Annotated in this window: 5 protein-coding genes; all 5 read left to right on the top strand. The window is 34.1% G+C overall.

The annotated features are described in order from the left end of the window. Positions 1–354: 354 nt before the first annotated feature. The 5 genes from ACWOEC_RS03750 (at position 355) to ACWOEC_RS03730 (ending at position 8440) form a co-directional block, all read left to right on the top strand. Positions 355–1638: an LTA synthase family protein gene (locus ACWOEC_RS03750; protein WP_455306018.1), complete on the top strand. Its 1284-nt coding sequence runs from the start codon at positions 355–357 to the stop codon at positions 1636–1638. Positions 1639–1664: 26 nt separating this feature from the next. Beyond that, on the top strand, positions 1665–2957 hold the full coding sequence (locus ACWOEC_RS03745) for a hypothetical protein (RefSeq protein WP_455306016.1): 1293 nt from the start codon (positions 1665–1667) through the stop codon (positions 2955–2957). 211 nt (positions 2958–3168) lie between these two features. Next, positions 3169–3978 carry an ABC transporter permease gene (locus ACWOEC_RS03740; protein WP_455306014.1) on the top strand — a complete coding sequence of 270 codons (810 nt, stop codon included), beginning with the start codon at positions 3169–3171 and terminating at the stop codon, positions 3976–3978. Between the two features lie 11 nt (positions 3979–3989). Beyond that, positions 3990–5201, top strand: coding sequence for an ABC transporter ATP-binding protein (locus ACWOEC_RS03735; protein ID WP_297075387.1), 1212 nt, complete (start codon positions 3990–3992; stop codon positions 5199–5201). Beyond that, positions 5198–8440: a glycosyltransferase gene (locus ACWOEC_RS03730; protein WP_455306011.1), complete on the top strand. Its 3243-nt coding sequence runs from the start codon at positions 5198–5200 to the stop codon at positions 8438–8440. The genes ACWOEC_RS03735 and ACWOEC_RS03730 overlap by 4 nt, the downstream gene beginning before the upstream one ends. Positions 8441–8452: the final 12 nt, after the last annotated feature.

Genomic DNA, 8452 nt, shown 5'->3' with positions numbered 1-8452 from the left:
GTTCAGTGTAAAATGTACTTGGGTCATGTAACGTCCTCCTGGGTATGTTTTTGTGGTTAAAAACATTGTACCGTAAAAGGGCTGTTACATGGCCTTTTATCTTTTACACAATTATATGGACGTAATCTAATTGTTGTCATACTAATGGTTTTATTAATTTATGGAAGTACACTATTTTATTTTTCTAGTGTTTGGACTATGAATTATTTTGGAAATATACATTTTGATCAAATTGTGTATACTCTAAGTCAACCGCTAGAAGGGAGTGATACTACACATATACATGCTTATATAAAAACACCTTTGCTAAATTCTACCTTTTTAACCTTATCATAGATATATCCTATTGCATTGGTGGTTGAATTATCTGGACGTAAGTATACGTTTTATAAAAAGTTGAAATTTGGACCAGTTACTCTTTTTATAACTTTTTTATTACTGATATTAGGTATTTTTGCTTCTGGAATTAATGTTTTAGGATATTCAGAAATAAAATCTTATTATTTCGAAAAAACTCAAATTTACGATGATTACTATGTAGATACCGAGAATGTAAAAATTGAATTTCCAGATCAAAAAAGAAATCTAATTTATATATTTTTGGAATCTATGGAGAGTACTTACAGCAGCCGTGAAGAAGGAGGAATTGAAGATATTAGTCTAATCCCCAATTTGGCTAACTATGCGCTAAATGAAGGAACTAATTTCTCAAATAGAGATAGTTTAGGAGGTATGATGTCTATACCAGGTGCTAATCAAACTATCAGTGCTATGGTGTCTCAGACTTCGGGCGTTCCATTGAGAACAGGAACATTTACTGATAGCAATGGCATTAGCGATACAAATGTTTATGGCGAATCGACCAATAATTTTATGCCGGGACTATATTCATTGGGAAATATTTTAAATAAAGAAGGATACAATCAAATGCTTTATATAGGATCACCAGCTCTGTTTGGAGGTAGGGATAAGTACTTTTCTAGTCATGGTGATTACGAAATTAGAGATTATTATTGGATGCAAAATCAGAAACTAATCCCAGAAGATTACCATGTGTGGTGGGGAGTTGAAGATGAAAAACTTTTCCCTTTCGCTAAAGAATCAATTTTAGAGTTAGCAAGTAAAGATGAACCATTCAACTTTACAATGCTCACAACTGATACACATTTCGAAGATGGATATTTATCTGATGAAGCTCCAAGACTATTTGAAGATCAATATAAAAATGTGATTCATTATTCAGATCAGCAAGTTTTTAATTTTGTAAACTGGTTGAAAGAGCAGCCGTTTTATGCAAATACAACAGTAGTAATTGTTGGAGATCATTTGACTATGGATCGCAAATATGGTGAAACTGTTCCAAAGGATTATAAGCGAAGTGTTTATAATGTTATTTTGAATTCTGATACAGAAATTGAAAGGGATAATAAAAATAGAATTTTTAACGCCACTGATATGTTTCCTACTACATTAGCTGCTTTAGGAGCCAAAATAGAAGGTAATCGTTTAGGTTTGGGGACGAATTTATATTCTAGAGAATCCACATTGATGGAACAATTAGGTGAAGAAAATTTCATAGATGAAATAGGTAAAAAGTCAATTTTATACAATGAAAGATTTGTGAATGGTATAAAATAATTAATAAATTATAAAAGGGGAGTATTATGAGGAAAAATTATCTTGTTACAAGTCTGTGCATATTTATATTCGGAGTTTTTCTCTATATTAATTTAAATATTGAACAGGTTTTATTTAATGACGATTTAGTATTTTTACGTGAAATAGCTAAGGAATACCACGGGAATTACTACGATTATTTTTTACATAGATACCAAGTTTGGACATCTAGATCCATCATTGAATTTGTGCTTACTTTTATGGTTCAGCACGTAGTTATTTGGAAAATCATTAATGCGTTAGCGATGACTATAATCTGTATAGTACCTTCTTTTTATGTACAATCTAAAAATAGAATATTTACGCTTATAATGAGCACTTGTTTTTTTCTATTAATTCCTTTTAATATTTTGAAAGAAGCCGGTTGGATTGCTACTACAACAAATTATTTATGGATATTTGCAACTGCCATTCTAGTATTTTTTCCCATAATCAAAATTCTCCAAAATCAAGGTGTTCCAAAAAGTATTTATGGTCTATCGTTAATTCCTCTTTTATATGCGATCAACCAAGAACAGATGCTTGTTTTGGTTAGTGGGTTTATTATATGTATAGTTTTATACTTGATTTTAAATAGAAGAAATGTATCATTTTTGATCCCACATTTAGTATTGATTGCATGTATGTATATATATATATTTACAAATCCTGGGAATGCACAAAGAACAGTCGTTGAAACACATCACTACTTACCAGAATTTGAAAATTTTACGTTATTTCATAAATTTTATTTAGGATATTGTACTACTTTGAAATCTTTGTTTTTTGATTTTAAACCATTTATTGCTATGAATTTTTTCTTGATAGCTGTTTTAAGTATTATATCTAATAAGTCTACCGTAAAAAAAATATTAGGATTTTTACCTTTAGGATTATATTTTATAACCGTCGCTAATAAGAATTGGATAGATATGTCCTTTGATTTAATTTCTCTAAATAATAGTAAATTATTATTGGTTGTACTATCTTTTTGCTTAATAATTTATATTATTGGCCTATACGGAGTATCCGAATCCATAAATCAATTTGTAATAGTTTTTCTTTTAATAAGTAGTGCAGTTTGTGTAAGAATAATCCTAGGTTTTTCTCCCACTGTTTGGGCCTCAGGAGATAGAACATATCTATTTACTTACCTTCAAATTTTATTAGCTTCTGTATTTTTATGCTCAACTTTATCTTATGAAAAATTATCATCAATAAAAAAAATAATTTTTAGTTTCTATTTATTACTGCTAGTTTGTGTAACTATCTTTTTATTTCTGAAATCTCCATTATTTTGATCAATAAATTAGCAACTTTAAGTAATTAGAAAAAAATTAAAATAGAGTGAGTATTTTTACTTACTCTATTTTGTTGTAAAGATTCCTTAATAAATCTTAATAGATTAATACAGGAAAGGCTTTTTTTATCTTTCCAACCTTGCTAATAGAGTCAAACTTCTGTAAAATCAAACCGTTAGAACTAAATTTAAATGATTTGGAAGGTATGTAAATGTTTAAAGAATTGTATTATTTTTGTAGAGATATTTATCGCAACAAAAAGTTATTGATCCAATTTTCTGTAAATGATTTTCGTTCTCGTTATGCAGGATCGCTACTAGGTATCTTTTGGGCGTTTGCCAATCCATTAGTGACTGTATTGACGTATTGGTTTGTATTTGATATTGGGTTGAAAGCGCCATTAACGGATGGTAAATATCCTTTTATTTTATTCTTAATGACGGGGATCGTACCATGGTTTTATTTTTCAGATGTTTTAGGATCGGCTACGAATGTGTATCGAGAGTACAGCTATTTGGTTAAAAAGGTCGTATTCAATATTAGAATCTTGCCAACCGCTAAATTGCTATCTAATCTATATATGCACGGCTTTTTCGTTGCAGTTGCCTTGATTGCTTCTATTTTATTTGGTGTTTATCCGAATCTACATTTCTTGCAAATTTTCTATTACTTATTTGCATTGATGTGTTTTTTAACTGGATTAACATGGTTTACGGCTTCGATTCAGCCATTCTTTCCAGATGTCAATCAATTTATTGCGATCATCATGCAAGCATTGATGTGGGGAACGCCAGTATTATGGAGTATCAATCAGTTTCCAAATCCAACGATCCAATTTATTTTGAAACTTAATCCACTTTTTTACGTGGTACAAGGGTATCGTGACGCATTCTTTGGTGGCGCATGGTTTTGGCAAAATCCAACACTATCGATTTATTTCTGGGTAGTGACGTTTATCTTATTGATATTAGGAAGTACGATTTTTAGAAGATTGAAACCTCATTTTTCTGACGTACTGTAAGGAGACACAACATGAAAAAACGCGTAGTAGAAATTAATCATTTAACGAAGACTTATAATATGTATCCAAATCCGACAGCACGTTTGAAGGAAGCTTTACATCCAAAACGAAAAAGTTATCATGAGATCTTTTATGCGTTGAATGATGTAAATATTCATGTCAATCAAGGTGAAATGGTGGGATTTATTGGAGAAAATGGTTCAGGAAAATCGACCATTTTAAAAATTATCACAGGTGTATTGACTCCAACTGAAGGTGAAGTCAAAATCGAGGGCAATATTGCCGCTTTACTAGAATTGGGTTCTGGGTTTAATCCTGAGTATAGTGGATATGAGAATATTTTCTTAAACGGAATGGTTTTAGGGTATTCTCGTGATCAAATGCAAGAAAAAGTAGAAGATATTATCAATTTTGCAGATATTGGGGATCATTTATATCAACCAGTCAAAACTTATTCAAGTGGGATGTTTGTTCGTTTAGCTTTTGCGGTGGCCATCAATGTCGATCCAGATATCTTGATCGTCGATGAAGCATTAGCTGTAGGCGATTTGGAGTTCCAATTGAAATGTATGGAAAAATTTACTGAGTTTCGAAACCAAGGGAAAACGGTATTATTTGTTTCGCACGACGTCAATGCTGTTCGCCGTTTTTGTGACCGCGTGTATTGGTTAAAAAATGGAGTCGTTGAAGCTGAAGGCGAAACAATGGAGATCACGGAAGAATACGAAAACTTCTTGAAGAAAAAATCGATCAAAACGGTCGACCGAGAAAAAAGCACAGTTGAAGAACATTCTGCTTTAGATATTGTGGAAGTCAAATCGGCAGTATTGCTTGATGAAGATCAACAACCGATTGATTTAGTGACACAAGACAGCAAAGTATTTGTCAAAGTCGAGTATCAGGTAAACGATCCGTCGATCAAACATCCTGTATTAGGTGTGGCGATTCGTACAGTAAACAATCAATACGTTTGTGGGCTGAATACTTTACTTGATGAAACTGAGATTCCTTGGAAAAAAGGGTTGAACACGTTTTATATCGAATACCCTAAAATGGCTCTTTTAGGTGGGGAATATTATTTTGACGTGGCGATCTTTGAAGAAAATGCAACGGTCCCATTTGTATATAAAACCAAATACATTACCATGTTTATTACAGGAAAATACGTCGGTGAAGGGATTGTCGTATTAGATCATGAGTGGAAAGGATCGGTTCAGGAATGAAATATGATTTTGAAATGACGATCGATGAACAAAGTAGTGTGGGCAAAATTGTCGCACAAGTAAAAGATAAAAGTCGTGTACTAGAATTCGGTCCAGGGAATGGCCGGATGACCAATTATTTAACTACAGAAAAAGAATGTGACGTATCTATTGTAGAGTTCGATGAAGAACTCTACAATTTTGTTATGCAGTTTGCAAAAGATGGATTTTTAGGCAATATCGAAGAGTTTAAATGGCTTGATTACTTCCAAGATCAAACATTCGATGCCATTATCTTTGCGGATGTTTTAGAACATCTAGTTGATCCTATTGCTGCATTAAATGCTGCTAAAAAGCTGCTAGCAAAAGATGGACAATTACTGATCAGTTTCCCAAATCTGGCACATAATTCACCATTGATCGGATTGTTTAACAATCAACTGGATTGGAACGAATTTGGATTACTCGACCATACGCATAATACATTTTACACACAAACCGGTTTTGAAAAAGTCTTTGCATCACTTGATTTACATATTGCAATTGAAGATTTCACGTATTCTCAAGTCGGACAAAATGAAATTCTTACAACTTATGAAGATTTACCCGAAAAAATCCGCTATGCGTTTAAAATGAGACCGTTTGGTGAAGTGTACCAATATTTTTATGCACTGACGCTAACACCAGTCGCTCATCCAAAACGCGCAAATCCGATTAATTCTCATTTTATCCATCACGTACAATTAGCCTTTACGATTGCAGGGAAACAAGAAATCCATCCGTTACTTTATAATCAAGTGACACAAGAAAACCAAACGAGTACGCACCAAATCGATCCTAAAGTGGAACAGTTGAAAATCGTGCCATTTGAAGGCAATGGGATAATGGAGTTTACCGCGCAGATCGATGGAAAACGCATTCGACCAATTCAAACAAATGCCGTTTGGAAAACAGAACAAACCTATGTTTTTACAGGCATTGATGAAAATCCTTATTTTATCTTTGATGGCGATCAAATTGCAGGTCAAAACGTGACGCTTTATTTCAAGATGATTGATCAAAATAGCTTTTCTGAACTTGAAACACGTGTATTGGACTATGCACACCAGCAAGAAAGCGTGATTGCGCGTTTAAATGAGACACACGCAAAAGAATTGTTAGCGCTAGAAACAGAAAAAGAAGAATTGATTGCAAAAACTGCAGCGTTATTTGATCAAGCTGCAATCAAGCAAGGTGTTGAAAAATGGCATCAAGAAGCACTGAAACAGTATCATTTATATGATGAAAGTCTATTTTCTGACATTAAGTTGATGGTAGAGACGATTGAGAATGATCCAGATCGAAATGTAGCTATTATTAAAGGCTGGGGCTATTCTGTTTCTGAGAAAGCGCCATTAACGTATCAAGTCCCACTATTTGAAGGGTTATTTTCACTAGTGACGCCGTTATATCGCAAAGATGTTAATGATATGTTTGATTTGCCTAAGGAAGTCAAATATGGATTTATGATCGAAATCGATCACAAACAAATTGATAAAGTAATTGGACTAGACGTGACGATCCCAGAAACGGAACAAAGTTATGCGTTGAAATTTCAAAAGCATAATTTGGACAATACACCATGGGCGAAAAAAGTGCGGTATGTTTTAGGCGCGATTCGCCAACAAGGATTGCGCAATGTGTTACGTAATCGTAAAATGCGCTTAGATCAAGCAGATCAATATGAAAAATGGATCAAAGAACACGAGCAATACGATGTAAAAGCAGTCAAACAAGAAATTCAAACATTTGCTGTCAAACCGAAGATCTCATTAGTCGTACCGGTTTATAATGTCGAAGAAAAATGGTTGCGTGCATGTATTGATTCGTTGACGCAGCAATATTATGAAAACTGGGAATTATGTTTAGCAGACGATGCCTCACCAAAACCTGAAATCAAACCGTTGATTGAACGATATGTTGAATCAGATCCGCGGATCAAAGCGGTTTTCCGTGAGCAAAATGGACACATCTCAGAGGCAACGAATTCAGCGATTGGCTTGGCAACAGGTGAGTATGTTGGATTTATGGATAATGATGACGAACTTGCACCTCAAGCATTATATGAAGTGGTCAAAGCGATTAATGAAGATCACGATTATGAGTTTATCTATACCGATGAAGATAAATTAAATCTTTCAGGAAAACGGTTTGATCCGTTTTTTAAACCGAATTGGAATCAAACCTTGTTACTAGGCCATAACTATATTACCCATTTTGTTGTAGTGAAACGCACATTGCTTGATGAAGTTGGTGGTTTACGCAGTGAATTTAATGGTAGCCAAGATTATGATTTTGTATTACGAGCGACTCAGGCAGCGAAAAAAGTCCATCATATTCCGGTGATCTGCTATCATTGGCGTACAGTCGAAACGTCAGTTGCCTTTGATCCAAAGAGTAAAGAATATGCCTATATTGCCGGTCGAAGAGCAATTGAAGAAGCATTGAATCAAAAAGAAATCGAAGCCAAAGTCACCATGACCAAACATTATGGTGCGTATAAAGTCGAGTATCTCTATGCTGAAGAACCGTTAGTGTCGATTGTAGCATTAGGTGAGAATCAGCGTGTGAGCTTGTGGGTGGAAGATATCTTAAAGCAAACTTACTATAGTAATATCGAGATTCTCGTTCCCAAAGCATTTCAACAAGCCTTCCCAACTAGTGATAAACGCGTTTCATTTATTGAAGGCGATACGATCAACGAACGTGTGAGTCAAGCTAAAGGGGAGTATATCGTGTGTCTAAATGAACATCTGACACCGTATCATCCAGAGTGGTTAAAAGAATTGATGAATTCTTTGAGACAAGAAAATGTTGGAGCAGTTGTAGGGAAAGTCATTTTAGCAGACGAAAAAGTCTTAAACGTAGGTGTTGGCTTGCGTAAACCTGCTGTTATTTTTGAGGATCAAGGAACGACAAAAGAATCGATCGGATATTATTTCCGTTCAGTGCTACCAAGAGAAATCTATACAGCAACGATGGACGTTGTAGCAATGCGAAAATTAGACCTACTGGCACTTAAAGATACACCAGTAACTAATGATCCGACGCATACAGTATTTGGACCAGAAGTCTACCATCAATTAGGGAAAAAAGTTGTCTTTACCCCATATAGTCTTTTAGTATATATTGGCACAAAACCAGAAGAAACATACAAGATGGATTGGCAAGCATCGATGGATGACTTACACGATCCTTATCAAAATCCTCATGCATTATAGTAAGGAGTAAAT

It is taken from the genome of Enterococcus bulliens, from assembly GCF_053761865.1.
This window is presented reverse-complemented; position numbering and strand designations above follow the sequence as displayed.

Excerpts from the sequence above, each read along its gene's own strand:
- ACWOEC_RS03745 (WP_455306016.1), top strand. The coding sequence starts at position 1,665 with ATGAGGAAAAATTATCTTGTTACAAGTCTGTGCATATTTATATTCGGA.
- ACWOEC_RS03740 (WP_455306014.1), top strand. The coding sequence starts at position 3,169 with ATGTTTAAAGAATTGTATTATTTTTGTAGAGATATTTATCGCAACAAA.
- ACWOEC_RS03735 (WP_297075387.1), top strand. The coding sequence starts at position 3,990 with ATGAAAAAACGCGTAGTAGAAATTAATCATTTAACGAAGACTTATAAT.
- ACWOEC_RS03730 (WP_455306011.1), top strand. The coding sequence starts at position 5,198 with ATGAAATATGATTTTGAAATGACGATCGATGAACAAAGTAGTGTGGGC.